The organism is Streptantibioticus parmotrematis (assembly GCF_019890615.1).
Classification (GTDB): domain Bacteria; phylum Actinomycetota; class Actinomycetes; order Streptomycetales; family Streptomycetaceae; genus Streptantibioticus_D; species Streptantibioticus_D parmotrematis.
Window position 1 is genome coordinate 120350 of sequence record NZ_JAINVZ010000001.1, and the last position, 26492, is coordinate 146841.

Genomic DNA, 26492 nt, shown 5'->3' on the forward strand with positions numbered 1-26492 from the left:
ACGGAAAGCGGCGGTCGCGGTGCGGGCTCAGCCCTTGACGGCGCCTTCGCCCACCCCACGGAAGAAATAACGCTGGAGGCAGGCGAACATCACGATCAGCGGCGCCACGGCGATGATCGTCCCGGCCGCCACCAGCCGCTGATCGCTGGAGAACGTTCCGTGCAGGTAGTTGAGCCCCACCGTCAGGGTGTACTCGTGCGGATCGCTCAGCACGATCAGCGGCCACAGGAAGTCGTCCCACGCCCCCATGAACGAGAAGATGGCGACCACCGCGAGCGTGCCCTTGACCGACGGCAGGGCGATCCGCCAGAAGCGCTGCCAGACGGTGGCGCCGTCCACCAGCGCGGCTTCCTCGACCTCGTACGGCAGGTGGGAGAAGGCGTTGCGCATCAGCAGCACGTTCATCGCGCCGATGCTCCCGGGCAGCACGACGGCCGTCAGCGTGTTGTTCAGGTGGAGCTGACGCATGGTCAGGAACTGGGAGATCACGATGCTCTCGGCGGGCACCAGCATCGCCACCAGGAAGACCAGCACCGCCACCGCGCGGCCCCGGAAGCGCAGTCGGGACAGCGCGTATCCGGCGAGCGAGGCGCCCGCGCAGTTGGTGAGCACGCTCGCGGCCGCCACCTTCAGCGAGTTGAGCGCGTAGTCCCACACCGGGATGATGTCGGCCACACCCGCGTAGTTGTGGAGGGTGGGCGAGGACGGCAGGAGCTTCGGCGGATAGCTGTAGATGTTCTCGTGCGACCCCTTGAGCGAAGTCGACAGCTGCCACAGGAACGGGCCCACGCACACCGCCAGCACGATCAGCAGGAGCGCGTAGCGCAGGGCCAGTTGCCACGGCGGGATGCGGCGGCCGTCCCGCTCCGTGATCCGGCGCCGGGGGCGCCCGTGGGCCTCGGGCTCGGGCGGGTCGGTGGCGGTGGCAGGGGTGACGGCGGTCGTCACATGTCCTCCTTGCGGTCGGCGCGCAGCACCAGCAGCATCAGGCCGAGGGTGATGACGAACAGCACGACGGAGATGGCCGAGGAGTAGCCGACGCGCCCGGACAGGCCGGTGCCGACCTGCTGTACCAGCATCACCAGCGTGGTGTCCTCGCCCGCAGGCCCGCCGTTGGGCCCGGCCATCACGTACACCTCGGTGAACACCTTGAACGCGGCGACCGAGGAGAGCGCGGCGACCAGCACCATCGTGGAGCGCACGGCCGGCACCGTGACGCTGAGGAAGCGCCGCACCGGGCCCGCGCCGTCCACCTCGGCGGCCTCGACCAGGTCACGCGGCACGTTGGCCAGCGCGGCGAGGTAGATGACCATGTAGTACCCCAGGCCCTTCCACACCGTGACCGCCATCGCGCTGAACAGCAGCAGCCAGGAGTCCCCCAGGAAGTCCACCTTGCCGGCGCCCAGCGCCTGGAGCACCCCGTTGATCAGCCCCCGGTCGTCCAGCATCCACACCCAGATCAGGCCCACCACGACGACCGAGGCGACGACCGGGGTGTAGAAGGCGGCACGGAAGAAGGCGATGCCGGGGATCTGGCGGCGCACCAGCAACGCCAGCAGCAGCGGCAGGACGACCGTGCAGGGCACCACCATCACGACGTACAGCGCGCTGTTGCGCAGGGACGTCCAGAAGGCCGGATCGTCCAGCATCGCACGGTAGTTGGCGACGCCGACGAACCCGCCCGGCACCAGCATCCGGGCGTCGGTGAAGGACTTCCACACGGTGCTGACGAACGGGAACAGGATGAAGGCGGCCACCACCAGGATCCCCGGAGCCATGAACAGCCAGGGACTGGTCGGCAGTTGCCTGCGGATGCCACGCGCTGGGGGCATGCGGTCACCTCGGTCTGCGAACGGCGAACGTCGGGCGCCGCCGGTGCGGCACCGACAACCTGCCCGCCCGCTCGGGCGGTGTCAACGGATTCCCCGCAGCTAAAGTATTTAGTGCGCCAAGTGCCAGGTCAGGGGTTTACCGACATCTCTTGCCGCGATGACTAATGCGCTTTAGGGTGAGATCACTCAAGCGCATTAGTCTTTTTCGCGGTCCGGACTGGGGGAGCAGATGGAGGAACGCCGGGCCCGGGCCCGCAGACCCACCATGAAGGACATCGCGCGCCGGGCCGGTGTGTCCGAGAGCGCCGTGTCGTTCGCGCTCAACGACCGCCCCGGTGTCTCGGAGGCCACCCGCGAACGGGTGCGCCGGGTCGCCGAACACCTCGGCTGGCGCCCCAGCACGGCAGCCCGCGCCCTGTCCGGCGAGGGCGCGGCCACGGTGGGCCTGATCCTGGCCCGCCCGGCCGCCACCCTGGGCGTGGAGTCGTTCTTCCTGCAACTGGTCTCCGGCGTCCAGCAGGTGCTGGCGGAGCGTCAACTCGGCCTGCTCTTCCAGGTGGTGGAGGACGTGGAGGCCGAATGCGCCACCTACCGCCGCTGGTGGGCCGAACACCGGGTGGACGGCGTGCTGGTCGTCGACCCCCGCACCACCGACCCGCGCCCCGGCCTGCTGGACTCCCTGGGCCTGCCGACCGTCGTCATCGGCGGCACGGTGGACGAGGGCGCGGCGGATGCCATGGGTGTCGTGAATGCCACAGGTACGGCGGACGTCACGGATGCCACGGGCGCGGCGGATGCCACGGATGCCACGGATGCCACGGAGGGCGCCCGCGCCGCCTATCCCACGATGTCCACCGTGTGGGCCGACGACGCCGGAGGCATGGCGTTGATCGCCGGCCATCTGCACGCCCTCGGTCACCGCCGCGTCGCCCACATCGCCGGCCTGCCCAACCTCGCCCACACCGCACGCCGCGTCCGCTCACTGCGTGCCGAGGCCGCCCGGCTCGGGTTCACCGAAGCGCGGTCGGTGCCCACCGACTACTCCGACGCCGAAGGTGCCGCGGCCACCCGCCGGGTGCTGGCCGAGCCGGACCCGCCGACCGCGATCGTCTACGACAACGACGTGATGGCCGCCGCGGGCGCGGCCGTGATCACCGCCGCCGGGCTGAGCGTCCCGGGGGACGTGTCCGTGGTGTCGTGGGAGGACTCCGTGCTGTGCCGGGTGGTGCACCCCTGGCTCACCGCGCTGGGCCGCGACACGATCGCGTTCGGCAGGACGGCGGCCGAGGAGCTGACCGCGTTGCTGGACGGGGGAGCCGCCCGGGTGGCCCGGGTGCCGCCACCCGAGCTGATCGTGCGCGAGAGCACCGCGCCCCCGCCGGGCCGCTGACCCGGACGCGGGCCACGGCCGCCCGTCACGGACTCGTCAGCACGTCCGCCAGGTCGTAGCCCACCGGCTCCTCCAGCTGGGCATATGTGCAGCCGGACGGCTCGCGGTCCGGCCGCCAGCGGCGGAAGCGTGCCGTGTGCCGGAAGCGGGTGCCCTGCATGTGGTCGTACGCCACCTCGCACACCCGCTCCGGGCGCAGCGGGATCCACGACAGGTCCTTGCGCCCGGTCCAGCGGCTCGGCGCGCCCGGCATCCGCCCGCCCGCGTGCGCCTCCTCGTCCGCCCACGCCTCCCACGGGTGTCCCGCCACCGACTCCATCCGCAGGGGCTCCAGCTCGGTCACCAGCTCCTCGCGCCGCCGCATCGGGAAGGACGCGCTGACGCCCACGTGCTGGAGCCGTCCGCTCTCGTCGTACAGTCCCAGCAGCAACGATCCGACCACCGGGCCGCTCTTGTGCAGCCGGTAGCCCGCGACGACGCAGTCCGCGGTGCGCTCGTGCTTGACCTTGACCATGACCCGCTCGTCCGGCCGGTACGCGCCGTCCAGCGGCTTGGCCACCACGCCGTCGAGCCCGGCACCCTCGTACCGCCGGAACCACTCCTCGGCGACGGCCACGTCGGTCGTCGCGGGCGCCACGAAGACCGGATCGCGCGCCCCGGCCAGCGCCTCGACCAGCGCCGCCCTGCGCTCACGCAGCGGGGTCTCCAGCAGCGAGGAGTCACCGAGCGCGAGCAGGTCGAAGGCAACGAAGGACGCGGGTGTCCTCTCCGCCAGCATCCGCACCCGGGAGTCGGCCGGGTGGATGCGTTCCAGCAGCGCCTCGAACTCCAGCCGCCCGCCCAGCGCGATCACGATCTCGCCGTCCACCACGCAGCGCGGCGGCAGCGCCCGTAGCAGCGCCTCGGCCAGCTCGGGGAAGTAGCGGGTCAGCGGTCGGCCGTTGCGGCTGCCGATCTCCACCTCGTCGCCGTCCCGGAAGACGATGGCACGGAAGCCGTCCCACTTGGCCTCGTACTGCATGCCCGGTGGGATGCGCGCCGCCGCCTTCGCCAGCATGGGCAGCACCGGCGGCATGACCGGAAGGTCCATGCCCCGATTGTGCGGCCCGCCGTCGGCGCCCGCCCGCCGGGAGGCGCCGCGCACGGGGCCGTCCTACCGTGGGGTCATGGCTGAGGCGATCGAGCTGACGGTCGGGGAGCGCACCGTGCGCCTGTCCAACCCGGGCAAGGTGTACTTCCCCGAGCCGGGCTTCACCAAGCTCGACGTCGCCCAGTACTACATCGCCGTCGGCGACGGTGTGCTGCGCGCGCTGCGCGACCGGCCGACGACGCTGGAGCGCTACCCCGACGGGGTCGGCGGCGAGTCGTTCTTCCAGAAGCGGGCTCCCAAGGGACTGCCGGAGTGGATTCCCACCGGACGCATCTCCTTCCCCTCCGGGCGCTTCGCCGACGAGATCTGCCCCACCGAGGCGGCCGCCGTGGTGTGGGCGGCCAACCTCGGCTGCCTGACCTTCCACCCCTGGCCGGTGCGCCGCCGGGACGTCGACCACCCCGACGAACTGCGCATCGACCTCGACCCGCAGCCCGGCACCGACTACGGCGACGCCGTGCGCGCCGCCGGTGAACTGCGCGTCCTGCTGGACGAGTTGGGCCTGCGCGGCTGGCCGAAGACCTCCGGCGGCCGGGGCCTGCACGTCTTCGTGCCGATCCGGCCCGAGTGGACCTTCACCCAGGTGCGGCGCGCGGCCATCGCGGTCGCGCGCGAGCTGGAACGCCGGATGCCGCAGCAGGTGACCACCTCGTGGTGGAAGGAGACCCGCGGCCCCAAGATCTTCGTCGACTACAACCAGACCGCCCGGGACCGCACCATCGCCTCCGCCTACTCCGTCCGCCCCCGCCCGCACGCCCCGGTCTCCGCGCCGCTGCGCTGGGAGGAGGTGCCGGACGCGCAACCCCGCGACTTCGACCTGCGCACGATGCCGGAGCGCTACGCGCGCCTCGGCGACGTCCACGCCGACATGGACGAGCACGCCTTCGGCCTGGAGGCGGCACTGGAACTGGCCGCACGTGACGAACGCGAACACGGGCTGGGCGACCTGCCCTATCCGCCCGACCACCCGAAGGCGGCGGGCGAGCCGAAGCGCGTGCAGCCCAGCCGTGCCAAACACTGACCGCCGCCGCGGACCGGCCGGGACGCTCGACGCCTGGAGGGCGCGCATGGCCGAACAGGCCGCCGTGCGGCGCAGGCTGCCGCCGCTGCTGCTCACCCGCCGCTCGCGGTGGCTGGTGACCTGCGCCTACGTGCTGATCGCGGTGGTGGTCGTCGCCGACCTGGTCACCGGCCCGCACTCGACCTTCTCGCCCCTGCTGGCCGCGGTGCCGGTGCTGGCCGCGACCTCCACCCGCAAGGCGTGGGTGCCGCTGCTGAGCGGGGTGGTCGCGGTCGTGGTGGTGGGGATACTGGCACTGCTCAACAACGACGTGCCGACGGTGGTCCACGTGACCGCCGCCGTCACCGTGCTCGCGGTGACCTTCACCAGCACCGCCACCGTCGTGCTGGTGACCGCCCGCGAACGGGAGCTGGCCACCGTGCGGACGGTCGCCGAGGCCGCACAGCAGGCGCTGCTGCGCCCGGTGCCGCCACACGTCGGCGGACTGCGGGTGGCGGTGCGGTACATGGCGGCGGCCGCCGAGGCCAAGATCGGCGGAGACCTGTACGAGGTGGTGCAGACGCCGTTCGGCGTGCGGGTCTTCCTCGGCGACGTACGCGGCAACGGCCTGGCGGCGGTCAACACCGCGGCCGACGTGCTGGGCGTCTTCCGTGACGCGGCGCTCAGCGAACCCGACCTCGCCGATGTCGCCGGACGGCTCGACGCCGCCCTGGCGCGGCGGCCGCAGACCCGTGACCAGGCGACCGCCGAGTTCGTCACCGCCGTGCTGCTCACCTTCCCCGACGAGCGGCGGCCCGCCGAGATCGTCAACTGCGGCCATCCGCCGCCGCTGATCCGGCGCGAGGGACGGGTGACCGAGGTGCGCCCGCCCGCCTACTGCCCGCCGCTGGCCCTGCTCGGCATGGTCGGCGGCCGCTACCCGGTCAGCCCGCTGCGCCTGGACGACGACGGGATGCTGCTGCTGTACACCGACGGGGTCTCCGAGGCGCGCGACGAGCAGGGGCGCTTCTACCCGCTGGCGCCACGGCTGGCGCTCATGCCCGAGTCCGATCCCGACGCGCTGCTCGAGCGGCTCCTGCGGGACGTGACCCAGTACGCCGGTGGCGGACTCGGCGACGACGCGGCGGTGCTCGCCGTGTGCCGGGAGACGGCTCGCCACGCGCCGTCCATCCTGCCCCGCCACGTCCCGGGCCACCGCACCCACGACCAGGACTGAGGCCCGCCGGACGTCAGCGGGAGCCGGCCGGGGCGGCCGGGATCACCAGCGGCGTGCCGGTCTCCGGGTCCTCGATGACCCGGCACGGCAGGTCGAAGACACGCTCCACCAGCTCCGCGGTCACCACGTCGCCGGGCGCGCCCTCGGCCACCACCTCGCCCGCGCGCATCGCGATGAGGTGGGTGGCGTACCGGGCCGCCTGGTTGAGGTCGTGCAGCACCGCGACCAGGGTGCGTTCCTGCTCGCGGTGGAGCCGTGCGCACAGGTCGAGCACCTCCACCTGGTGCGCGATGTCGAGGAACGTCGTCGGCTCGTCCAGCAGCAGCAGCGGGGTCTCCTGCGCGAGCGCGGTGGCCAGCCACACCCGCTGGCGCTGGCCGCCGGACAGTTCGTCCACGTAACGGCCCGCGAGATCGGCCACGTTGGTGGCCGCCATCGACTCGGCCACCACCCGCTCGTCCCGCTCCGACCACTGGCGCAGCAGCCGCTGGTGCGGGTGGCGGCCACGGGCGACCAGGTCGGCGACCGTGATGCCGTCCGGCGCGGTGGAGCTCTGCGGCAGCAGGCCGAGGCGACGGGCGACCTGCCGGGCCGGCAGCGAGGTGATGACCTCGCCGTCCAGGTGCACGGCCCCCTTCGCCGGCTTCAGCAGCCGCGCGAAGGCCCGCAACAGGGTCGACTTCCCACAGGCGTTGGGACCCACGATGACGGTGAAGGACCGGTCGGGTATGGACACCGACAGCTCCTCGGAGATGACGCGGTCGCCGTAGCGCAGGGTCACCTCCCGCGCGGACAACCGGGATTCGCCCGCGACGGGCTCCCGCGCGGTCGTCGTCGGCGGAACTCCGGTGGCAGTGTCCATGGGAAGGGGTTCCTTGTCCGTCCGTGCGTCTGCTGCGGTCGGCCGCCCAGAAGGGGGCCAGTAAGGAAGTGTAGGCTAACCTAACTAGTAAGGGCGGGTCGCGTTCCTGTGAATCGCGCCGCCCCGACCCCACGGACCTGGAGGTACGCCCATGGCCGTCACGGCCACCGCCACCCCGCTCCGAGCGGCCTTCCGCCTCTTCCCGGTCCGGGTGGAGCGGACCCGTCGGCTCACGCCGCACATGGTCCGCGTCACCTTCGCCGGCCCGTCCCTCGACGGCTTCCACAACGGCGGACGCGACCAGCGCGGGAAGGTGCTGCTGCCCAGGCCCGGGCAGCAGGAGCCGCTGACGCCACCGGACGCCGACACCCTCGGGTGGTACGAGGCGTGGAAGCGGATGCCGCAGGAGACCCGGCCGGTCATGCGGACGTACACCATTCGCGCGCAGCGCGCCGAACAGGCCGAGGTGGACATCGACTTCGCGCTGCACGGCACCCTGGGTCCCGCGTCGAGCTGGGCCGCGAACTGCGCCCCCGGCGACCGCGTCCTGATCTGCGGACCCGCACGACCGGACGCGGGCGGCGTCGACTTCCAGCCGCCCGCCAGAACGGGTCAGGTGCTGCTCGCGGGTGACGAGACCGCGCTGCCCGCCATCGCCGCGATCCTGGAGACCCTGCCCGCGTCGCTGCCCGTACGGGTCTACGTCGAGGTCGCGGGCCCGCAGGAGGAACAGCCGCTGGCCCGCGCCGCCGACGTGCGCTGGCTGCACCGCGACCACGGCTCCCCGGGCCTGCTGGAGGCGGTCCGCGGTGCCGAGTTGTCGCCGGACGCCGAGCCGTACGCGTGGCTCGCCGGAGAGGCCTCCGTCATCCGCGACCTGCGCCGCCACCTGGTGGGTGAACGCGGGCTGGACAAGCGGGCGGTGTGCTTCAAGGGGTACTGGCGGGCGGGACTCACCGAGGACGACGACTGACGTCCCGTCATATCGTCCTCTCCGTCATATCGCCTCCAGGAAACGTGAGTTGACCTGGAATTCCGAGACCGGCGGCCGCCCCGAACGCGGGGAACGGCCGCCGGTCTCCGCGTCTCAGCCGCGCGCCCCGGACCACGCCTCCCACAGCGCCGCGTAGCGTCCGCCCGCGGCGACCAGTTCCTCGTGGCTGCCCTGCTCCACGATCCGGCCGCGTTCCATCACCAGCACCCGGTCGGCCCGTACCGCCTGTGTCAGCCGGTGGGCGACGACCAGGGCGGTGCGGCCCCGCAACGCGCCTTCCGCCGCGGCCTCCAGGGCCCGGGAGCCCGCACTGCCCGCCTCCGCGGTCGCCTCGTCCAGCACCGCGACCGGCGGATCGGCCAACACCAGCCGTGCGAGAGCGAGTTGCTGCGCCCGCACCGGGGACAGCCGCAAGCCCCCCTGGCCGACCCGGGTGCCGAGTCCCTCGGGCAGTTCCTCGGCCCAGGCCCGCGCGTCCACCGTCGCCAGCGCGTCCAGCAGTTCGGCATCGGTGGCGTCCGGCCTCGCCAGCCGCAAGTCGTCCCCGAGCGACCCGGCGAAGACGTGGGTCTCCTGGTTGACCAGCGCCACCGTCCGCCGCAGCCGCCGTGCGGGCAGTTCGTCCTGCGGCACGCCGCCCAGCCGTACCGTCCCGCCGGTGGGCCGGTGGACGCCCGCGACCACCTTGGCCAGAGTGCTCTTGCCCGCGCCGGAGGTGCCGACCACGGCGACCCGCTCCCCGGCGACGATGTCGAGATCGACCGGACCCAGAACCTGATGGCCCGTCACGTAGGCGTGCGTCACGCCGCGCAGTGACACCGCCGGTTCGGACGGCGTCATGGGCAGCGCCTCGGGCCGGGCCTCGCCCGCGGCACCGTCGTCCGCGTCACCGTCGTGCACGTCGCCCGCTCCCGGCATCCGGGCCAGTCCCACCACCCGCGCCGCCGCGGCGCCCGCCGACTGCACGTCGTCGAAGGAGGACAGCAGCCCGTTGATGGGATCGAAGAGCCGCGCGAAGTACAGGGCGGCGGCGCTCGCCGTGCCGATGCCCACGCCACCGTGCCGGGTGAGCAGGTAGCCGACCACGAGCAGCGCGCTCAGGCCGGTCCACTCCGCGCCGTTGAGCTTGCCGAAGAAACGGGTGCCGATGCGGGTGGAGAGCAACGCCAGGTCGCGCACCTCGCGGGAACGGTCCCCGGTGAGCGCCAGCCGTCGCGGGGTCAGCCGGAAGGCGCGCACGGTGTGGACGCCGTCCACGGACTCCAGGATGGTCTGGGCCTGCGTGCCCTGCGCCACCCGCTCGGCCCGCCGCACCGGCCGCGAGTGACGCAGCAGCCACCGGACCGCGTACCACTGGAGCGGCACCACCAGCAGCGACGCCACGGCGAACCGCCAGTCGAGCAGCAGCAGCGCGACGAACGTCAGCGCGATCTGCAGGACCGCGTCAGCCAGTTGGGGCACCATCTCGCGCACCGCGTCCGCCAGCACGGAGACGTCGGCGCTGACCCGGGAGACCAGGTCGCCGGTGCCGGAGCGTTCCAGGCGGTCCAGCGGGGTGGCCATCGCCCGCGACAACGCGGTCTCCCGCAAGTCGGCGAGCATCTCCTCGCCGCCGCGCGCGACCAGGGCGTCGCCGAAGCCGCTGAGGACGGCCTGCGCGAGGCAGGCCACGGCGACCACGACCACCGGTGTGGTCACCGCGGAGACCTGGTGGCCGCCCGACGCCACCAGATCGACCACCCGCCCCAGCGCGCGGGGGATCGCCAGACCGGCGACGACCCCCGTGACCACCAGGGCCAGCGCGGCGAGCGGAAGCCCCGGCCGACGGCGCACCCGGTCCCACAGCTCGGCCCGCACCTCGGCAGGGGTGGCCGTCGGCAGCGACATCCGGTCGCCCGCGGCCTCGTCGGGCCGCTCCGTCATGAGCGCGGTCATGCCATCACCGCCGTACGGTACGAGGAGTCGTCACGGGTCAGTTCGCTGTGGGTGCCCTCGGCCCGTACCTCGCCGTCGTGCAGGAGCACGACGCGGTCGCAGGTCCGGAGCAGGATCGGGCTGGTGGTGACCAGCACGGTGGTGCGGCCCTCGCGCATCGTGCGCAGGCCGTCGGCGACCTTGGCCTCGGTCGCCGCGTCCACCGCGGTGGTCGGCTCGTGCAGGACGAGCACCGGCGGATCGGCCGCCAACGCCCGTGCCAGCGCGACCCGTTGACGCTGGCCGCCGGACAGGGAACGGCCGCGTTCGCCGATCGTCGAATCCGTGCCGTGCGGCAGCGCCTCGATCACCTGGTCGGCGTCGGCGGCGGCCAGCGCGGCGGCCACCCGGCCGGGCGGCGCGGCACCGGCGACGCTCGCCACGTTCTCCTCGACCGTGGCGTCGAACAGGTCGCCGTCGTGGTCGGCGACCACCAGCGCGGTGCGCGCGTCGTCCAGTCGCAACTCCGCCAGCGGCACGCCGTCCAGCTCGACGCGACCCGACTCCGGCGGGATGCGCAGCGCCAGGACGTCCAACAGCGCGGTGGCCTCGGCCGGTTCGGTGGCGGCGATGCCCAGCGTGGTGCCCGCGGGGACGCGCAGGCACACGTCCTTCAACGGGCCGTGGGACAGCCCGTCCAGGGTCAGTTCACCGGCGACCGGGGGAGTGAGGGCGCGTTCGCCGCCGGTCACCGCGTACGGCGCGGCGAGCAGTGCCGCCAGCCGCTTGGCCGAACCCCGCGCCCGCGCCCGCAGGCTCATCGCACCGCCGAAGCGGCTGCTCGGCCCGACCAGGAACTGCGCCAGGCCGACCGATGCCACGAACTCGCCCACCGAAATGGTCCCCTCGACCGCGAAGCGCGCGCCGACCAGTGTGACGACGGCCAGGAAGAGCCCGTTGAGCAGAAGCGTCACGCCTTCGTACCCGGCGTCCCAGCGGGCGGCGCGCACGGTCGCGGCGAGCGCGGCGCGGCTGGCCCTGCGGTAGCGGCGCAGGCCGGCCGGTTCCGCGCCCAGGCCCTTGAGCACGCGCAGCCCGCGCATCAGGTCGGCGGCCGTGCCGGTGGCCCGCGCGACCTGCGCCTGTTCGGCGGCGCCGCGCGCGCTCAGCGGCTTGGCCAGCAGCTTCGTGGCCCACAGCAGCGGCACCAACCCGACCAGCACCAGCAGGCCCAGCGGCACGGACGTCAGCAGCAGCGCGACCGCACCGAACGCGAGCGCGGCGACCGCACCGGCGCCCAGCACCCACGACCGGTTGCCGAGACCGATGCGCAGGGTGTCGGCGGTCGCCGTGCTCAGCAGGGCACCGGAGTCGGCGGTGGGATCCGCGAAGCCACGTGGGTCGAGGACCCGGGCGACGGCGACCATCCGCAGGTCGTGCGCCGCGCCCTGGCTGCCGTGCCGGTTGCACCGCCCGCCCAGCCGCATCGCCACCGTCAGCACCAGGAAGAGCGCCGCCAGCAGCCCGATCCACAGCGCGAGGTCGGCGGGCCCGCCGCGCCGCACCGCGTGGTCGACGACGGCGCCGATCATCACCGGTACGGCGGCCTCGCACATCTGGTGGATCGCGGTGAAGACCGCGGCGCCCACGATCCAGCGCCGCTGCCGGGCGTAGGCCCAGCGCAGGACACCCCTCTCGGTGGGCTCGGGGCCGGGACCGACGCCCCCGCCCGGCTCGCTCCCGGGGTCCCGCAGCCGCTCCGGTATACCCACCGGTTCCTGTTCCGCCTCGGCCGTGCCGGCTGTCATCCCACTCCCTGCCGCTTCGTCATCACATTCGGTCCTGTCGGCCCTACAGCTCTGTCCTGTACGGGAATTGACGCTTCGAGGTGCGCCCACGGGCGTCGCGCCGCGACAGCGGATCTCGCGCACCCGTGCGCGCGCGAAGTCGTTCTCACCTTCCGTCGCGCCACTGCCGGGCCAGCAGGAACGCCAGGTACACACCGCCCACCGCGCCGGTCGCCACCCCCACCGGAAGCTCCGAGGGGAACAACCGCTGCGCCGCCAGGTCGCTCACCGGGACCACCAGCGCGCCCATCGCCGCGGCCGGTCCGACGCCCACCCCGGGGGACTTCGTCATCCGCCGGGCGATCTGCGGCGCGGCCAGCGCCACGAACGTCACCGGACCGGCCGCCGCGGTCGCCACCGCGACCAGCGCCACCGCCAGCACGACCAGCGCCAGCCGCCCGCGCTCCACCCGCAGCCCCAGCGCCCGCGCGGCGTCGTCGCCCATCTCCAGCAGGTCCGCCTGCCGGCTGAGCAGCGCGGTGCACGGCAACAGCACGGCCACCGCGATCGCGAGCGGCACCGCCTGCGCCCAGCCGCGCCCGTTGAGGCTGCCGGTGAGCCAGATCTGCGCGGTCACCGCGTCGTTGATCGAGGCGCGGGTCAGCATCCACTGGTCGAACGCGGTGAGCATGCCGGTGACGCCGATGCCGACCAGGATCAGCCGGAAGCCCTGCATCGCGCCGCGCCGCAGCGCCAGCAGGTACACCGCCGCGGCGGTGACGAGACCGCCCGCCAGCGCGCCGGCGGAGACCTCGGGCGCGTCGCCGTGCGCCAGCACGATGACGGCCACCGCGCCGCACGCCGAGCCGGTGCCGAAGCCGATGACGTCGGGACTGCCCAGCGGATTACGGGTGATGCTCTGGAAGACGGCGCCCGAGGCGCCCAGCGCGGCGCCCACCAGGACGCCGGTCACCAGACGCGGCGCCCGCAGCGAGTCCACCACGAAGTGGGTGGCCTGGTCACCGCCGCCCAGCAGGGCGCGCACCACGTCGGGGACGGGGATCGAGTAGTCGCCGGTGGCCAGGGTGTACAGGCCGACCGCGACCACGGCCGTCAGCAGCGCGGCGCACACGACGGCGCTGCGCACCCTGATCCGGACCGAGACCGCGTCGCCGATCCGCAGCACCCGGAACGGCCTGCGCGTGACCGGCGCGTCCGTGGCGTGCGCCGGGGCGGAATCCCGCACGGTGGAAGCGGAGTTCACAGCTGGGAGATCCTTCCGCTACGGGCCAGTGCGATGAAGACGGGGGCGCCGAGGAAGGCCGTGACGATGCCCACCTCCACCTCGCCCGGTCGTGCGACCACTCGCCCCAGCACGTCGGAGCCCACCAGCAGCACCGGCGCCAGCACCGCCGAGTACGGCAGCACCCAGCGCTGGTCGGGGCCGGTGAGGAACCGCGCGAGGTGCGGGACGACCAGGCCGATGAAGCCGATCGGCCCGACCGCCGCGGTCGCCGCCCCGCACAGCAGCGTGACCGCCAGCGCGCCCAGCGCCCGGGTGCGTCCTGGGCGGGCGCCGAGCGCGCGGCCCGAATCCTCGCCCAGCGCCAGCGCGTTGAGCGATCGGCTCAGCCCCAGCGCCAGCGCCGCGCCCACCGCGACGAACGGCATGACCTGCCAGATCACCGAGGCGTCGCGGCCCACCACCGAGCCCACGTTCCAGTAGCGGAACTGGTCGAAGGTGTCCGGCTCCAGCAGCAGCACGGCCGAGGTGAACGCGGTCAGGGCGGCGGTCACCGCGGTCCCGGCCAGCGCGAGCCGGACCGGCGTCGCGGCCGTGCGCCCGGCCGAGCCGAGCACGTAGACCACCACCGAGACCAGCGCGGCCCCCGCGAAGGCGAACCAGATGTAGGACAGCGTGCCGTTCAGGCCGAGGAATCCGATGGCCACCGCGACCGCCGCCGAAGCACCGGAGTTGACCCCGAGGATGCCGGGGTCGGCCAGCGGGTTGCGGGTCAGCGCCTGCATCAGCGCGCCGGCCAGTCCCAGCGCCACACCGACTTCGAGGCCCAACCCCGTTCTGGGAAGTCGCTGCTGACGCACCACCAGTTCGTCGTCGCTGCCGTTGAAGTGGAAGAGCGCGTCGAAGGCGCTGTGCGGCGGGATCGACTTGGCGCCGATCGCCAGGCTCAGCAGCAGCACCACGGCGAGTGCTCCGAGGCAGGCGACCAGGCCGAGCGCCTTGGCGGCGGTGGACCGGCGCCGGGCCGGACCGGCAGGTGTTTCGGTGGGCGGAACGGGACGAATCTCGGATGCGGTGGACTGGGACACGGGAAGTGAGGTTAGCCTAACCTTCGTCGTGCCAGCAATGAGCGCGGCGCCCTTCGTGCTGCCCCCAGCACCCCTTGAAAGGATCACCACCGTCATGAACGCACCCTCGCGACCACGCCGCCGTCACGCGCTGGCCATGGGCTCCTGCCTGCTGGCCGCCGCCCTGACGCTCACCGCCTGCGGGGGCAAATCCGACAAGTCGTCGGACGCTTCGGGCAGCGGCGGCCAGTCGGTGAAGGCCGACCCGGGCGCGTTCCCGGTGACGGTGAAGACCGCGTTCGGTTCGGCCACCGTCAAGTCCGCGCCCAAGCGGGTCGTCGCCCTCGGCTGGAGCGACCAGGACGCCGCGCTCGCGCTCGGCGTCAAGCCGGTGGCGATCGTCAAGACCGAGGACGGCTTCAAGAACGGCGTCGGGCCGTGGGCCGAGAGCGCGCTCGGCAGCTCCCGGCCCGAGGTGCTGGACACCACCGACGGCTACCCGGTCGAGAAGATCGCCGCCCTCCACCCGGACCTCATCCTCGCCGTGCAGTCCGGCATCACCGCCTCCGACTACGCCAAGCTCTCGCAGATAGCCCCGACCGTGGCCTACCTGCCCGGCCGCAAGCCGTACGGCACCCCGTGGCAGGAGCAGACCGACCTGATCGGCAAGGTGCTCGGCCGCCAGAAGGAGGCCGACCAGGACGTCGCCACCGTGGAGAAGGGCCTGAAGCAGGACGCCACCACGTACCCCTCGCTGAAGGGCAAGAGCTTCGTCTACGCCTTCCCGCAGGCCGCCAACGGCCGAGTCGTGCTCTACACCGACGACCGCACGAAGGTGCTGGAGGAGGTCGGCCTCAAGATCGACCCCGTGGTGGCCAAGGCCGCGAAGATGAACAGCTTCGCCAACTCCCTCAGCATGGAACACCTCGACGAGCTGACCTCCGACGCGCTGCTCGTCTGGTACAACACGCCGCAGGACCAGAAGCAGCTGGAGTCCAACGCGGTCTTCGAGAAGCTGCCGGCGGTGCAGAAGAAGGCCTACGTGGCGGTGGACCGCACGCTCGCCCAGGCCTCCAGCGCGCCGAGCGTGCTGAGCATCCCGTGGGAGATGGGCAAGCTCCTGCCGCCGCTGGCGCAGGCGCTGAAGAAGTAGCCGCGCGGCCCGCGCCGCGCCGTCCCCTGACGCGAGGGACCCCGCCCGGGACCCCGAAGGACCGCATGCCATGCCGCAGTGCCGGCGTGCGGTCCTTCGGCATGCCCGATGACCACTGCGTGATGCCCGATCGCCGCTACGCGCACGGCCGTTGAAGACCGTGCGGCCGGTTTCCGCGGCGACGTGAGCGCACTTGACTCACACCACTAACTAAGGCAAGGCTTACCTAAGTCGCTTGCCACGGATCCGCAGGGCGCTCTCCCCATCCATGCCCCGCGGACCGCATCCGAATCGGAGGAACGCCATGCCGCTCGACCACGCGGAGACACTCGCCGGGCTGGACCACCAGGACGCCAACAGCATCGTCAAGGCGTTCGCCGCCAACACCGCCTTCCGTGCCGCCGAATGGGAGGAACTCACCACCGAGGAGAACCCGTTCCGCCGCCCGGTGCGTCCCGACGACCTCGCGTGGCTCGACTACAGCAAGCCGATGCCGTCCGCCAAGGCCCTCAAGCTCAGCGCCCTGCTCGGCCACCGGATGCTGCGCAACGTCTACGACAGCGGCCTGCTCTACCTGCCGCCGACCGACGGCGACGCCGCGGCCACCGACGGCGCCGCGTTCTACAGCGACCGCAACCGAATACTGAGCGCGCTGGCCCAGCCGATCCTGGAACAGCACCTGTTCACCCTGCTCGACGGCGAGCGCAAGCCGCTCGGCAGCGCTGACCCCGAGGCGCTCAAGCGCGAGGTACGCGAATACCACCGCCAGCGCCAGGCCGAGACCGGCAGGGCCTTCGCCGCCGCGCTGTCCACCAAGGACCGCAAGGCGTCCGCCACCTTCGTCATGCTCCAGCTCAGCGCCTACCTGCCGGCCGCGAAGGCCGCCGCGGGCCGCGCCGCACTCGGCGAGTACGACGTCACCCACCCCGGAGGCCGCACCTACCTCCTGGACGAGTACCGCACCTGGGCCGGACTGCACGACAGCTACCGCTCGCTGCTGGACGGCGCGAGCCTGAAGCCCACCGCCGCCGCCTACTGGCAGCTGTACCTCGGCACCTCGCTGGCCCGCGGCAACCACCTGCACTGGCTGTCCCACAACCGCGAGAAGTACCCGGAGTTCCTCGGCGCGCTGGTGCACCACAAGATCGACGAGGCCGCGACCGCGGCGCGCTACGCCGAGGTCTTCGAGGACGGACTCGGCCTGCGCAGCGGCCTGTTCGACCACTTCGGCATCGACTCCGAGGACCACCTCGACGTGCTGGTCGACCGGCTGCTCGCGCCGCTGCACCGCACCTTCGGCGCCGAGGTCGTCGAGCGCTTCCACAACGGCTTCGCCGACGCCCGCTGGTTCGCGTCGCTGTGGGACGACGACCTCGCGCAGCAGCTCGCCTGGGCCGACGACATCCCGGCGCACCAGGACAAGGCCGAGCGCATCAACAAGTACATCCAGGACAACGACATCACCGTCGACCTGGACACCTTCGTGGAGAGCAACGAGGAGACCTCCACCACGCACGTGCACAACGAGCACCGGCTGGTGATGGTCGAGCGCGGCCAGATGCACTTCTGGAACAACGTGACCCACAAGATCGACCTGGCCGAGGGCGACAAGGTGCTGATCCCGGTCTCCCGGCTGCACGGCTCCACCGTGCTGTCCGGCGAGTGCACCTACCACCAGCCGATCATCCCCGAGGAGATGTACCAGCGGTTCTGAGCACCGCCCCGGCACCGGCCGGGCCGCCCCCGCGCGAGCGGCGCCCGGCCGGTCAGCCGTGCGACACCACCGGCGGGCCGCTACCCGCCCGCCGCATGACGTCGCGTCACCACGCGCGTGCGACAGACCAGTCGAGTACTCGAGGACCGCAGGGCGCACCCGTCGCCCCGGCCTTCTCCGGGATGGAGTTCCAGCAGTGCCCACCCCCCAAGACCGCACCGAGCCCGCCGGCAGTCCGCTGTCCGACGAGGCCCTGACCGCCTGCACCATCGGCGTGCTGCCCTCCTGGGGCCCGCCGGTGGCCAGGGACCTGATCACCACCCTGCTCAGCGGGGACAGACCCTTCCCGTGCACCTTCGCCGTGGCCGCCGCGAAGAAGCACGCGCTGCGCTTCGGCTTCGTGGAGAGCCCGCACGACGACGGCGCCTGGGGCCCGCTCGTCGACATCCTCGACGGCTACCTCGACTGCTACCAGGAGCTGGGCCGGGACACCTCGCTGGTGGTGTTCTTCCGTCCCGAGGAACAACTCCTCACGCTGGAGCAGTACTTCGCCCGCTTCTGGTCGGTGCTGCGCTTCCTGCACGAGAAGGACCCGCAGCCGTGGCCCGACCACGTGCCCACCGACCCGAACGAACTCATGTGGGAGTTCAGCTTCGGCGGCACCGAGATCTTCGTGGTCTGCAACACCCCGGCGCACACCACCCGGCACAGCCGCAACAGCCCCGGATTCATGATCACCTTCCAGCCGCGCTGGGTCTTCGAGGGGCTGGAGCCGGAGTCCCCGCGCGGCGCCAAGGCCCGCAAGGTGATCCGCAACCGCATCCGTCGTTTCGATCGTATGGAACCGGCCGCCGAACTGGGCAACTACGGCGAGCAGGGCAATCTCGAATGGCGGCAGTACTTCCTGCCCGACAGCAACGGCGACAGCGTGCCGGCCTGCCCGTTCCACGCCTCCCGCGACCGCGCGACGCCGGACACCACGCCCGCCGGGCACGCCCCCGGCACACCCCACTCCGCCGCCCCGGCCCAGGACGGCACGACGACTTCCGAGGACGCGCGATGACCACCCCCCGGCAAGCCCCCGCCGCCCCCGCGACGCCCGCCGCCCAGCGAGCCCCCGGCGCCGAAGCCGTCCCCGCCGACCCGGCGCCGTACGCCGCTGTCGTCAACGACGAGGGCCAGTACTCGCTGTGGCCCGCCTGGCGTCCGCTGCCCGCCGGATGGCGGGACACCGGTGTGCACGGCGACCGTGAGGAGTGCCTCGCGCACATCGAACGGGTGTGGACCGACCTGCGTCCGCTCAGCGTCGTGCGCGCCACCGAAGCCGCGGGGGGACCGGCCGCGTGACCCCGCCGTCCGACTCCGCACCCGCGCACCCCACCACAGAATCGGGAGTGGCCCGCATGACCGACCGCGCCGACGCCCGGCCCCTGACGGGGGCTCAGGCCGGCATCTGGTACGCACAGCAGCGCGACCCCGGCAGCCCGGCGTACAACTGCGCCGAGTACGTCGAACTCGACGGCCCGCTCGACGCGGACCGCTTCGAGACGGCGCTGCGGCAGGCGGTCGCCGAGACCGCCGCGCTGCGGCTGCGCTGCGGGGAGCCGGACGACGCGCCGGAGCCCGTCATGACGGTGGCCGACGGCGACGACTGGCCGCTGCACCGGGTGGACACCTCGGCGCACCTGGACCCGTACGCCTCGGCGGTGGCGTGGATGCGCGAGGACCTGCGGCAGCCGGTCGACCTGTCCACGGGGCCGCTGTTCGGACACGCCCTGTTCAGCCTCGGCGGCGACCGGCACCTGTGGTACTTCCGGGCCCATCACATCGCGCTGGACGGCTACGGCTTCACGCTGGTCGAGCAGCGCGTCGCCGAGCTGTACACCGCGGCCGCGCGCGGGGAGACGGCACCGCTGCGCTTCGGCTCCCTCGACGAACTGCGGGCGGAGGAAGCCGGGTACGGCGCCTCGGCCCGCCGCTCCCGCGACCGCGAGCACTGGCTCGCCCTGCTGTCGGGGCTGCCCGAGCCGGTCACCCCGGCCACCGCCCCCGGCAACGCGCCACCGTCGGCGGACTGCCTGCGGTCGGCGGCCCCGCTGCCGGACACCGCGCGCGCCGCGACGGCGGAGGCGGTCCGCCGACTCGGCACCACCGCGCCGGAGTTCCAGCTCGCCGCCGTCGCCGCCTACCTCCACCGCGCCACCGGCCGCCCGGACGTCGTGCTCGGGCTGCCCTACGCGGGCCGCCTCGGCTCCGCGGCCGCCCGGGTCCCCGCCAACACCGTCAACGTCCTGCCCCTGGTGCTCGACGTGCGGCCCGATATGACACCGGGTCAGCTGGTACGTCACGTGGCCGAGCGCCTGCGGGAGCTGCGGCGGCACGCCCGCTACCGCGGCGAGGACATCCGCCGCGACCTGCGACTGCCCGCCACCGGACGGCGGTTGACCGGGCCACTGGTCAACGTCGGCCTCACCAGCCCCGACCTGCGCTTCGACGGCATCCCCGGCACGGTCCGCCCGCTGTCCGCCGGCCCGGTGGACGACCTGACCGTCAGCTTCCGTGACGACGCGCGCGACGGCGGCACGACGCTCCACGTGGACGCCAACCCGGCCCTCCACGACGAGGAGGCCCCGGCCGTCCACCACCGCCGTCTGGTGACCTTCCTGACCGCCTTCGCCGCGTCGTACGACGACCCGATCGGGCTGCTCGCGGTCATCGCGGACGACGAGCGCGCGCACGTGCCCGAACTAGCCTCCCGAATACCGGATGTGACAGGCGATCACCCCGGCGGGCCGACCCTCTGCGATCTCTTCGGGGACCAGGTGCAGGCCCACCCCGACGCCGAGGCGGTCGTCGCGGGGGAGGAGCGGGTCACCTATCGCGAGCTGAACGAACGCTCCAACCGCCTCGCGCACGAACTCCTCGCCCGCGGCGTCGGCCGTGACGACCTCGTGGCGCTCGCGCTGCCCCGCTCGGTGCCCCTGGTCGTCGCGGTGCTCGCGGTGCTCAAGGCGGGCGCCGGCTACCTGCCGCTCGACCCCGACCAGCCCGCCGCCCGCACGGCCGCCGTACTGCGCTCCGCCCGCCCCGCGCTGCTGATCGGCGACACCACCGAGCACGACGCCCTCGTGCCCCGGCTCGACCCCGGCGACCCGGCGCTCGACGCGCGGCCCGCCACCGCCCCCGCGACCGGTCCCGTGAGCGACGGCGACACCGCCTACGTCATCCACACTTCCGGCTCCACCGGCGAGCCCAAGGGCGTGGTGATCCCACACCGCAACGTCGTGCGCCTGCTGACCGCCACCGACCACTGGTTCGGCTTCGGCCCGCACGACACCTGGACGCTCTTCCACTCCTACGCCTTCGACTTCTCCGTGTGGGAGCTGTTCGGGGCGCTGCTGCGCGGTGGCCGCCTCGTCGTCGTGAGTTACACGGTCAGCCGCGAACCGGCCGCCTTCCTGCGCCTGTTGGCGGACGAGCGGGTCACCGTGCTCAACCAGACCCCGTCCGCGTTCGAACAGCTCGTGCTCGCCGACCGCGACGATCCGGAGACGAGCGCACGACTGACGCTGCGTCACATCGTCCTTGGTGGCGAACCGTTGCGTCCCGCCGTGCTCACCGACTGGTACCGGCGCCACCCCGAGGACGCCCCGCGCGTCGTCAACATGTACGGCATCACCGAGACCACCGTGCACGTCACCCACCGCCCACTCGGCGGGACCGACGCGCTGCCGGACGCCACCGGGCTGATCGGCGTGCCCATCCCCGACCTGCGGGTGCGCGTGCTGGACGCCGCGCTCTGCCCGGTGCCGCCCGGCGCCACCGGTGAGATGTACATCGCCGGGCCCGGCCTCGCGCGCGGCTACCTCGACCGGCCCGGCCTGACCGCCGAACGCTTCCTGCCCGACCCGTACGGACCGCCCGGCGCCCGGATGTACCGCAGCGGCGACCTGGCGCGGCGGGACGCGGACGGACGCCTGGACCACCTCGGGCGCGCCGACGACCAGGTCAAGATCCGCGGCTTCCGCATCGAGCCCGGCGAGGTCGAGGCCGCGCTGCTCAGGCATCCCGCACTCGACCGGGCCGCCGTCGTGGCCCGCGACGACGAGAGCACCGGCCGCGCACTGGTCGCCTACGTCGTGCCGCGTGCCGATGCCACCGCCGACCCCCGCGAACTGCGCCGCCACGCCGCCGCGTTGCTGCCCGCCCACATGGTCCCGGCGGCCGTCGTCCCGGTGCCCGCCCTGCCGTTGACCGTCAACGGCAAGCTGGACCGGGCCGCGCTGCCGGACCCCGGCCCGCGCGGCACGACCGCCCCGGCGGACGGTCGTCAGCCCACCGGGGCACGCGAGGAGGTGCTCCGCGGGATCTTCGCCGACCTGCTCGGCGCCGAACGCGTCGGCGCGCACGACGACTTCTTCGAATTGGGCGGCCACTCGCTGCTGGCCACCCGCCTGGTCGGCCGGGTCCGCGACGCCCTCGACGCCAGGATCGGGGTGCGCGACCTGTTCGAGGCACCCACCCCCGCCGGACTCGCCGCCCGCCTCGACACCTCCGCCGGACTGCGGCCCCGCCTGACGACCGCCGTACGACCGGAGCGGATCCCGCTGTCGTACGCCCAGCGCAGGCTGTGGTTCCTGCACCGCATGGAGGGCCCCAGCCCCACCTACAACATCCCGCTGGCGCTGCGGCTGACCGGCCCGCTGGACGTGGACGCGCTGCGCGGCGCGCTGGACGACCTGCTCGCCCGGCACGAGAGCCTGCGCACCGTCTTCCCGCCGGACGGCGACGAGCCGTACCAGCACGTGCTGCCCGCCGAAGAGGCCGACGTCGAGCTGGACGTCGTGGACGTGGCGGCCGACCGGCTGGACGCCGAGCTGAGCGCCGCCGCCCGCTACGCCTTCGACCTGTCCGGCCATCTCCCGCTGCGCGCGCGCCTGTTGCGCGCCGGAGCCCACGACCACGTCCTGCTGTTGTTGCTGCACCACGCCGTGGGCGACGACTGGTCGCTGGCACCGCTGGCCGACGACCTCGCCGACGCCTACGCCGCCCGGCTCGACGGCGCCGCGCCCACCCGGCCGCCGCTGCCCGTCCAGTACCCGGACTACGCGCTGTGGCAACGCGAACTGCTGGCCGAGGACGCTGAACTGACACGGCGTCAACTCGACTTCTGGGCCGAGCGTCTCGCCGGTCTGCCCGAGCAGCTCGACCTGCCCACCGACCGGCGCAGGCCCGCCGTCGCCAGCCACCGCGGCGCGGTCGTGCCGGTGCGCGTCGACGCCGCGCTCCACCGCGAACTGCGCGCACTGGCCCGCCGCCACGGCGCCACCGTCTTCATGACCCTCCAGGCCGGACTGGCCGCGCTGCTGACCCGGCTGGGCGCCGGCACCGACATCCCGCTGGGCACCCCGGTGGCCGGACGCGCCGACCGGGCGCTCGACGACCTCGTGGGCTTCTTCGCCAACACCCTCGTGCTGCGCACCGACACCTCCGGCGACCCCGGCTTCGCCACCCTGCTGGAGCGGGTGCGCGAGAGCGACCTCGCCGCCTTCGACCACCACGACCTGCCGTTCGAGCGGCTGGTGGAACACCTGCGGCCGGTACGCTCGCCCGCCCGCCACCCGCTGTTCCAGGTCATGCTCTCCTACGGCGCCGCGCGTCCCGCGCCCCGGCTGCCGGGTCTGGCCGCGAGCCCGGTGCGGGTGCACAACGGCTCCGCCAAGTTCGACCTGACGTTCTCGCTCGGCGACACGCCCGACGGCGACGGCATCGAAGGGTTCCTGGAGTACGCCGTCGACCTGTTCGACGCGGACAGCGCCCGGGCGCTAGCCGACCGGCTGGTGCGGCTGCTGCGCCAGGCGGTCGCCGCCCCGGCCGAACCCATCGGCCGCCTGGAACTGCTGTCGGAACCGGAGCGGCGACGCGTCGTCGAGGAGTGGAACGACACCGCCGCACCCGTGGACCCGCGCTCCTTCCCCGAGATGTTCGAGGACCAGGTCCGCGCGCACCCCGACCGCGAGGCGCTCATCGCCGGACCGCACCGACTGACGTACCGTCAACTCAACGGCCTGGCCAACCGCTTGGCGCACCGGCTGATCGCCCTGGGCGTCGGTGCCGAGCGCACCGTGGGCGTCCACCTGCCGCGCGGCGCCGAGATGGTCGTGGGCCTGCTCGCCGTCCAGAAGGCCGCGGGCGCCTTCGTCCCACTGGAGCCGACCTGGCCGGCCCCGCGCATCGCCGGGATCGTGGCGGGCGCCGCGCCCACCGTCGTGCTGACCACGCCCGGCGGAGCCGACGCCCTGCCCGACGACGTCACCACCGTCGAACTCGACCTGTGCGCCGACTGGTTCGGCGATCAGCCGGACCACGACCCCGGAGTTCCCATCGACCCGGAGGGCCTGAGCTACGTCATCTACACCTCGGGCTCGACCGGCACACCCAAGGGCGCGATGATCCGGCACCGGGCCATCAGCAACCGGCTGCCCTGGCAGATCGGGCTGCTGGGCCTGACCCCCGACGACCCCGTGCTGCACAAGGCACCGCTGACCTTCGACATCTCCGTCAACGAGATCTTCCTGCCGCTCGCCGCCGGCGCGCCGCTGGTGGTCGCCGACGCCGGACGCGAGGGCGACGTCGCCCACCTGCTGGACCTCATCGCCCGCGAACGGATCGCGTTCGTCTACCTGGTCTCCTCGATCCTCGACATCATGCTGGAACGCGACGACGTCGCCGCGGCGGCCGGATCGCTCCAGCACGTGTGGTGCGGCGGCGAGGTGCTCACCCCCGAGCTGTTCCGGCGCTTCCGCTCCCGGATGCCGGGCGCCACGATGTACCACGGCTACGGACCGGCCGAGGCCACCATCGGCGTGACCTGCCAGGTCTACCGGGGCGACGCGGACGGCGGCATCACCATCGGCCGCCCCAACCCCAACACCCGTGTGCACGTGCTGGACCCGGCGATGAACCCGGTGCCGGTGGGCGTCCCGGGCGAGCTGTACCTCGGCGGCATCCCGCTCGGCCGGGGCTACCTCGGCGACCCGGTGCGCACCGCCGCCGCCTTCGTGCCTGACCCGTTCTCCGGCGAGCCGGGCGCCCGCCTCTACCGCAGCGGCGACCTGGCCCGGTACCGGGCGGACGGCCACATCGAGTTCCTCGGCCGGGTCGACAACCAGGTCAAGGTGCGCGGCATCCGCGTCGAGCTGGAGGAGATCGAGTCGGTCCTGTCCGGCCACCCCGGCGTCCGGCAGGCCGTCGTGCTGGTGCGCCGCGGCGTGCCCGGCGGTGAACACCTCGTCGCCTGGTGCGTCCCCGACCCGGCGCACCCCGCCGCGGACGGCGACGCGCTGCTGGAGTGGCTGCGAGGGCGGCTGCCGGAGTACATGGTGCCCCGGCGCTGCCACATCGTGCCGGCCTTCCCCCTGATGACCTCGGGCAAGGTGGACCGCAAGGCGCTCGCCGCCAGGGACGAGCAGCAGCCCGCGCCCCGCGACCGCTCCGGCCACGTCGCGCCCGCGCAGGGCACGCAGCGACTGGTCGCCGACGCGTGGGAGCAGGCCCTCGGCATCGAGGGCGTCGGCGCCCACGACAACTTCTTCGACCTGGGCGGCCATTCACTGCTGCTGGCCCGGGTGCAGACCCTGCTGCGCGGTCGGCTGGGCTGGGACGTGCCGGTGCTCGACCTGTTCACCCGGCCCACGGTCGCCGCGCTCGCCGACCACCTCGACAGCCACGACGGCCGCGCCCCCGCCTCCGCCTCGGCGCCCGGCGCCCGCGAGGCGCTCGGGGTGCTGCTGCCGCTGCGCACCGAAGGGTCGAAGGCCCCGTTGTTCTGCGTGCATCCGGCGTCCGGGCTGAGCTGGCCGTTCGCCGGACTGCGCCAGCACATCGACGCCGACCGGCCGCTGTACGGGCTCCAGAGCCGGGCTCTCGGCGGCGAACTCCCTGTTCCCGGCACGTTGGAGGAGATGGCGGCCGAGTACGTGGAGCACGTCCGCCGCGTGCGGCCGCACGGCCCGTACCACCTGGTGGGCTGGTCGTTCGGCGGCGTCGTGGCACACACCATGGCGACGCAGCTGCGGGAGGCGGGGGAGCGGGTCGGGCTGCTCGGCATGCTCGACTCGTATCCCCGCTACCCGTGGGAGAAGCTCGCCGACGACCACGAACAGCAGGCGCTGCGCTCGCTGTTGTACATGTCGCACTACGACCTGTCGCAACTGGACGGCACCCCGCTCACCCGGGACCGGGTGATGGCGGTGATCGCCGAGCGCGGCGGCGTGCTCTCGGAGCTGTCACCGTCGGCGATCCAGGGCGTGATGGACACCTTCGTCTCCTCGACGGTGCTCCAACAGGGCCTGGACCACCGGGTGTTCGACGGTGACGTGGTGTTCTTCACCGCCACCGTCAACCAGGTCGATCCCATGCTGTCGTACCGCGACTGGAAGCCCTACGTGGACGGCACCATCGAGAACCACAATGTGGCGTGCGAGCACAAGGACATGACCCGCAACGGCCCGCTCGCCGAGATCGGCCGCCACCTCGACCGCAGACTGGGCGACTTGGACGACCGGCTAGGCGACCTCGACCACTGACTCGGTGTGCTCGTCCTGCGCCAGCAGGTCGTACAACGCCATCGGCGTCACGTAGCCGGGCCACCGGTTGTCGTCGAAGAGGTGCACACCGGCGTCCTGGTAGCACTGGTCGACCAGTTGGGAGCAGATCATGTGCCGGGTGCTGGCCACGTAGCGGCGCAGGCCCGGCAGCCGGAGCCGGAAGCGGTGGGCGGCGATCGCCAGGTAGTCGAGGAAGCTGTAGGGCACTCCGGTGTACCGGCCGCAGTCCTGGACGATCGCCGTGCGCTGCTGGTCGGTCAGGTCGTCCGGGCAGACGTACAGCACGCGCGCGCCGTCGTACTCCGACAGCGCGCGCACCCGGGCCCCGCCCGGTTCCGCCTCCAGCAGCCGCCCCTCGGGCAGGACCAGGAAGGCGTGTTCCCAGTCGGCGAATCCGTTGCCGTTGATCCACTGGCCGATCTTGATGAACAGCCCGGCGGCGCCGGGGATCCGGGTCAGTCCGATGTCTCCTGGCAAGGGCTGGGAATGGATCACGCGTGCCTCCCTCGCTCAGAGGGTGACCGAATTGGTTCCCTCTAT

The 26492-nt window shown here is 73.2% G+C and carries 18 protein-coding genes; 9 read left to right on the top strand and 9 right to left on the bottom strand.

What is annotated here, in order from left to right; genetic code table 11:
• Nucleotides 1-27 precede the first annotated feature (27 nt).
• Together K7472_RS00575 and K7472_RS00580 are read right to left on the bottom strand one after the other, a co-directional pair.
• Nucleotides 28-948, bottom strand: a complete 921-nt coding sequence (locus tag K7472_RS00575) for a carbohydrate ABC transporter permease (protein ID WP_222972910.1) — start codon at nucleotides 946-948, stop codon at nucleotides 28-30.
• Nucleotides 945-1832: a carbohydrate ABC transporter permease gene (locus K7472_RS00580; protein WP_222972911.1), complete on the bottom strand. Its 888-nt coding sequence runs from the start codon at nucleotides 1830-1832 to the stop codon at nucleotides 945-947. Before K7472_RS00580 ends, K7472_RS00575 begins: the two co-directional genes overlap by 4 nt.
• A gap of 229 nt (nucleotides 1833-2061) precedes the next feature.
• On the opposite strand from K7472_RS00580, the gene K7472_RS32350 reads away from it, so the two are divergent.
• Nucleotides 2062-3222: a LacI family DNA-binding transcriptional regulator gene (locus K7472_RS32350; RefSeq protein WP_252394905.1), complete on the top strand. Its 1161-nt coding sequence runs from the start codon at nucleotides 2062-2064 to the stop codon at nucleotides 3220-3222.
• Between the two features lie 25 nt (nucleotides 3223-3247).
• Here K7472_RS32350 and K7472_RS00595 read toward each other — a convergent pair whose 3' ends face one another.
• On the bottom strand, nucleotides 3248-4312 hold the full coding sequence (locus K7472_RS00595; RefSeq protein ID WP_222972912.1) for an ATP-dependent DNA ligase: 1065 nt from the start codon (nucleotides 4310-4312) through the stop codon (nucleotides 3248-3250).
• 76 nt (nucleotides 4313-4388) lie between these two features.
• Here K7472_RS00595 and ligD point away from each other — a divergent pair, with 76 nt between their 5' ends.
• Together ligD and K7472_RS00605 are read left to right on the top strand one after the other, a co-directional pair.
• Nucleotides 4389-5393, top strand: coding sequence for a non-homologous end-joining DNA ligase (ligD, locus tag K7472_RS00600; protein WP_222972913.1), 1005 nt, complete (start codon nucleotides 4389-4391; stop codon nucleotides 5391-5393).
• Nucleotides 5394-5439: 46 nt separating this feature from the next.
• A complete protein-coding gene (locus K7472_RS00605; protein WP_222972914.1) occupies nucleotides 5440-6609 on the top strand; it encodes a PP2C family protein-serine/threonine phosphatase in 1170 nt (389 codons plus the stop codon).
• A 13-nt stretch (nucleotides 6610-6622) separates the two neighbouring features.
• Here K7472_RS00605 and K7472_RS00610 read toward each other — a convergent pair whose 3' ends face one another.
• Entirely contained in the window at nucleotides 6623-7471 is an 849-nt protein-coding gene (locus K7472_RS00610; protein ID WP_222972916.1) for an ABC transporter ATP-binding protein, read from the bottom strand.
• A 151-nt stretch (nucleotides 7472-7622) separates the two neighbouring features.
• On the opposite strand from K7472_RS00610, the gene K7472_RS00615 reads away from it, so the two are divergent.
• Complete coding sequence (locus tag K7472_RS00615; RefSeq protein ID WP_222972917.1) at nucleotides 7623-8444, top strand: siderophore-interacting protein; 822 nt, start codon at nucleotides 7623-7625, stop codon at nucleotides 8442-8444.
• 114 nt (nucleotides 8445-8558) lie between these two features.
• Here the strand turns inward: K7472_RS00615 and K7472_RS00620 are convergent, their stop codons facing one another.
• From K7472_RS00620 to K7472_RS00635, 4 genes are all read right to left on the bottom strand, one after another.
• On the bottom strand, nucleotides 8559-10400 hold the full coding sequence (locus K7472_RS00620; RefSeq protein ID WP_252394906.1) for an ABC transporter ATP-binding protein: 1842 nt from the start codon (nucleotides 10398-10400) through the stop codon (nucleotides 8559-8561).
• Nucleotides 10397-12187, bottom strand: a complete 1791-nt coding sequence (locus K7472_RS00625; protein ID WP_222972918.1) for an ABC transporter transmembrane domain-containing protein — start codon at nucleotides 12185-12187, stop codon at nucleotides 10397-10399. Before K7472_RS00625 ends, K7472_RS00620 begins: the two co-directional genes overlap by 4 nt.
• A 145-nt stretch (nucleotides 12188-12332) precedes the next feature.
• A complete protein-coding gene (locus K7472_RS00630; protein WP_308013703.1) occupies nucleotides 12333-13430 on the bottom strand; it encodes a FecCD family ABC transporter permease in 1098 nt (365 codons plus the stop codon).
• A complete protein-coding gene (locus K7472_RS00635; RefSeq protein WP_372457873.1) occupies nucleotides 13427-14497 on the bottom strand; it encodes a FecCD family ABC transporter permease in 1071 nt (356 codons plus the stop codon). Before K7472_RS00635 ends, K7472_RS00630 begins: the two co-directional genes overlap by 4 nt.
• Nucleotides 14498-14591: 94 nt before the next feature.
• On the opposite strand from K7472_RS00635, the gene K7472_RS00640 reads away from it, so the two are divergent.
• From K7472_RS00640 to K7472_RS00660, 5 genes are all read left to right on the top strand, one after another.
• On the top strand, nucleotides 14592-15629 hold the full coding sequence (locus tag K7472_RS00640; protein ID WP_222972920.1) for an iron-siderophore ABC transporter substrate-binding protein: 1038 nt from the start codon (nucleotides 14592-14594) through the stop codon (nucleotides 15627-15629).
• A 304-nt stretch (nucleotides 15630-15933) separates the two neighbouring features.
• The gene (locus K7472_RS00645; RefSeq protein WP_222972922.1) at nucleotides 15934-17343 is read left to right on the top strand and encodes a cupin domain-containing protein; all 1410 of its coding nucleotides are present in this window, start codon (nucleotides 15934-15936) and stop codon (nucleotides 17341-17343) included.
• Between the two features lie 196 nt (nucleotides 17344-17539).
• Nucleotides 17540-18406 (top strand): YqcI/YcgG family protein, encoded by an 867-nt coding sequence (locus K7472_RS00650; RefSeq protein WP_222972924.1) that lies wholly within the window; start codon nucleotides 17540-17542, stop codon nucleotides 18404-18406.
• Nucleotides 18403-18690: an MbtH family protein gene (locus tag K7472_RS32355; protein ID WP_222972925.1), complete on the top strand. Its 288-nt coding sequence runs from the start codon at nucleotides 18403-18405 to the stop codon at nucleotides 18688-18690. The genes K7472_RS00650 and K7472_RS32355 overlap by 4 nt, the downstream gene beginning before the upstream one ends.
• Nucleotides 18691-18746: 56 nt before the next feature.
• Nucleotides 18747-25931 (top strand): non-ribosomal peptide synthetase, encoded by a 7185-nt coding sequence (locus K7472_RS00660; protein ID WP_222972926.1) that lies wholly within the window; start codon nucleotides 18747-18749, stop codon nucleotides 25929-25931.
• On the opposite strand, the gene K7472_RS00665 is transcribed toward K7472_RS00660, so the two are convergent.
• Entirely contained in the window at nucleotides 25911-26447 is a 537-nt protein-coding gene (locus tag K7472_RS00665; protein WP_222972927.1) for a hypothetical protein, read from the bottom strand. The two genes, K7472_RS00660 and K7472_RS00665, sit on opposite strands and share 21 nt — an antisense overlap.
• Between the last annotated feature and the right edge of the window lie 45 nt (nucleotides 26448-26492).

Coding starts and splice junctions, on each gene's coding strand:
- K7472_RS00610 (WP_222972916.1), bottom strand. CDS start 7,471: ATGGACACTGCCACCGGAGTTCCGCCGACGACGACCGCGCGGGAGCCC.
- K7472_RS00640 (WP_222972920.1), top strand. CDS start 14,592: ATGAACGCACCCTCGCGACCACGCCGCCGTCACGCGCTGGCCATGGGC.
- K7472_RS00605 (WP_222972914.1), top strand. CDS start 5,440: ATGGCCGAACAGGCCGCCGTGCGGCGCAGGCTGCCGCCGCTGCTGCTC.
- K7472_RS00625 (WP_222972918.1), bottom strand. CDS start 12,187: ATGACAGCCGGCACGGCCGAGGCGGAACAGGAACCGGTGGGTATACCG.
- K7472_RS00615 (WP_222972917.1), top strand. CDS start 7,623: ATGGCCGTCACGGCCACCGCCACCCCGCTCCGAGCGGCCTTCCGCCTC.
- K7472_RS00645 (WP_222972922.1), top strand. CDS start 15,934: ATGCCGCTCGACCACGCGGAGACACTCGCCGGGCTGGACCACCAGGAC.
- K7472_RS00620 (WP_252394906.1), bottom strand. CDS start 10,400: ATGACCGCGCTCATGACGGAGCGGCCCGACGAGGCCGCGGGCGACCGG.
- ligD (WP_222972913.1), top strand. CDS start 4,389: ATGGCTGAGGCGATCGAGCTGACGGTCGGGGAGCGCACCGTGCGCCTG.
- K7472_RS32350 (WP_252394905.1), top strand. CDS start 2,062: ATGGAGGAACGCCGGGCCCGGGCCCGCAGACCCACCATGAAGGACATC.
- K7472_RS00595 (WP_222972912.1), bottom strand. CDS start 4,312: ATGGACCTTCCGGTCATGCCGCCGGTGCTGCCCATGCTGGCGAAGGCG.
- K7472_RS32355 (WP_222972925.1), top strand. CDS start 18,403: ATGACCACCCCCCGGCAAGCCCCCGCCGCCCCCGCGACGCCCGCCGCC.
- K7472_RS00660 (WP_222972926.1), top strand. CDS start 18,747: ATGACCGACCGCGCCGACGCCCGGCCCCTGACGGGGGCTCAGGCCGGC.
- K7472_RS00580 (WP_222972911.1), bottom strand. CDS start 1,832: ATGCCCCCAGCGCGTGGCATCCGCAGGCAACTGCCGACCAGTCCCTGG.